At 41.7% G+C, this 2,218-nt stretch carries 4 protein-coding genes; 1 reads left to right on the top strand and 3 read right to left on the bottom strand.

The features are described 5' to 3' along the window. Positions 1-45 precede the first annotated feature (45 nt). A complete protein-coding gene (locus BZG14_RS15140; protein ID WP_241824692.1) occupies positions 46-270 on the bottom strand; it encodes a hypothetical protein in 225 nt (74 codons plus the stop codon). Positions 271-588: 318 nt separating this feature from the next. On the opposite strand from BZG14_RS15140, the gene BZG14_RS15135 reads away from it, so the two are divergent. Continuing rightward, positions 589-1,380, top strand: a complete 792-nt coding sequence (locus tag BZG14_RS15135) for a metallophosphoesterase (protein ID WP_077609140.1) — start codon at positions 589-591, stop codon at positions 1,378-1,380. A gap of 144 nt (positions 1,381-1,524) precedes the next feature. On the opposite strand, the gene BZG14_RS15130 is transcribed toward BZG14_RS15135, so the two are convergent. After that, entirely contained in the window at positions 1,525-2,019 is a 495-nt protein-coding gene (locus tag BZG14_RS15130) for a site-specific integrase (RefSeq protein ID WP_274532408.1), read from the bottom strand. Between the two features lie 29 nt (positions 2,020-2,048). Next, on the bottom strand, positions 2,049-2,218 hold a 170-nt coding region (locus BZG14_RS15125), incomplete at its 5' end, for a transposase domain-containing protein (RefSeq protein ID WP_131825208.1).

Genomic DNA, 2,218 nt, shown 5'->3' with positions numbered 1-2,218 from the left:
GGGTAGCACAGCTTCATGCTGTGCAGACTCGAATGGTGATTGTTCTTAATACTTCCCGTCTAGGCCAACTTGATAGTCATCGATGATCTCTTCCAGTTCTATTTTGAAGGCTTCAGTTACTTCAACTAGCTTATCAGTATTGGTAGAGATAGCGTGATCAAGCAAGTCAAGAGGTTCATTTAGCGTAACTTCCTCACTATCCTTTGATTCGGCTTGCTCGTTATCACTTCTTGTAGCCTTGGCCTCGTTCTTCATGTCAGCCTCACCCATAAAAATGCCTGCCGTAAAGCACGGTTGTAGCACAATTACACTCTCGCCAGCCCCTGAGAAGTTTCCTCAGCAAAAAATCTTATTTTTTACAATAAAAACAATTTATTTCAGATGGTTATAAACCACTAAGATTTAGACACTAAAAGTTAGTGTCTAAATCTTAGTGCCGAAAAATCAAACAAAGCGTCCAATCATTGTCTTCCATGGAAGTTTCACTTTAAGCTACTGATGTTAAAGCACTTAGCGTATGTGCTCACTTCTATAATCTAAAAAACCCTGTACCATGGAGCAGTCAATCAACTTTAAGGTCATGATAGTTTGAAGTTTTACGTTGTTTCCGATCTGCATCTCGACATTCACGGAATACGCCGTGATTTCTGGTATAGCTTCGATAACGAAGCCACTTTAGTCGTTGCAGGTGACACAGCGAACGGCCTCTCAGGCATGGCGTATGTGAAGAATGTACTTTGCCGCCACTTTAAGACTGTGATAATGATTGCAGGAAACCATGAATGGTATAGCAATAAGAGTAAATCCTACCGCCATAGAAGTACGTCCGTTGGGTGCAAATCTAGTGCTAACTCTGACGTTCTCAAAGATTCTAGGGGTTCCGTAATAGCCAAGCTTAAGGCTCATAGTGATACAACTGAAAACCTGTTCTTTTTGAATAATGAGTCAATAGATTTAAATGGATATAGCATTTATGGGGGAACTCTTTGGTTTCCTATTCACACATACTCGTCTGCACTGATTGATGCGTACTCAGAACTGATGAATGATACAAAGTACATAAGCCATCAAATGATTGAAGAGCAGCACAAAGCGTTCGTTAATGATTTCCCAGAAAAAGTGGATCTTGTTGTTTCACATCATCTTCCTTCCAAAGAAGCTTTCGCCGTAGAAGAAAATGCCAACAGTGTTTATGCTCCTTACTACCATGCAGGGCTAAGTAATGAGTTGATCTCAAGAGCTAGGTATTGGGTGGCAGGACATCAACATGATGCTGTAGAGAAAGTCATTGCTGACGGTAGGACCACATTTATTTCTAACCCCAAGGGTTCTGTCCGCTTAACCAATGGGTTACTTACTAACAAAGCTTATTACCTATAAGAGCTAGCCAGCAACAAACTTTGGCATCTGAAAGCCCGTTAGGGCTTTCTCACTGTGATCATTGATCACCTGTATGATCTAGACAAAAACTAGGTTAGTAACAAAATAAACAGAAAGCCCCAGTGGGACTTTCAACAACAATCTTTATTTAAGATTAGCTCTTAGCGACTGAGTACTTTTAATGTCTGGAAAAGGTAACGTTTCAGCGGAAGGTACAGCTGACAACGCTGGTGGAACATACCCAATCAACTCTTTCAATTTACTGCCCCAGGTTTCAAGCCCACCTAACTTATCGTCAAAATAGTCATAGCGATCATAGTGACGTGTACTCACATCTTGCAAGGCGTGATTTTGAATACGATCTCTAACCTCTTTGCTGATTCGGCATGCTCCCATTAAAGTTTTACATGTTCGACGCAAATCTTTAGGTACAAACTTATCGAACCCCACAGCATCACGATAACGAGTCACTGCACGACAAATGGAGCTAGTCTTCATGGGTTCTTCTGCATCTTTGGGGTTTGGAAAAACATATCGTCCACCACCAGAAAGCTCGTATTGTTTCTGAAGTATTTCAAAAGCCAATCCGTTCAACGGTACGATATGATCTTTTTTGTTTTTAGAACGCTCTTTGGTAATGCGTAAGCGGTTAATAAACCGGTGAACGCCTACTCGACATCACTGAGATCCACACACCATGGCATCAGATCTGACATATCGTCCGATGGCGACCGCTTGGGTAATTCAGCGAACAGGTGCCGGAAGTAATAATAGGGATTGATGTCATTGGCACGGCATGTCATCACCAAGCTATACAGATTAGCACTCGCTTTTGCTC

Source organism: Salinivibrio sp. IB282 (genome assembly GCF_001995685.1).
Taxonomy (GTDB): Bacteria; Pseudomonadota; Gammaproteobacteria; order Enterobacterales; family Vibrionaceae; genus Salinivibrio; species Salinivibrio kushneri.
The sequence above is the reverse complement of the archived record's forward strand: the minus strand, read 5'-3'. Positions and strand labels throughout refer to the sequence as shown.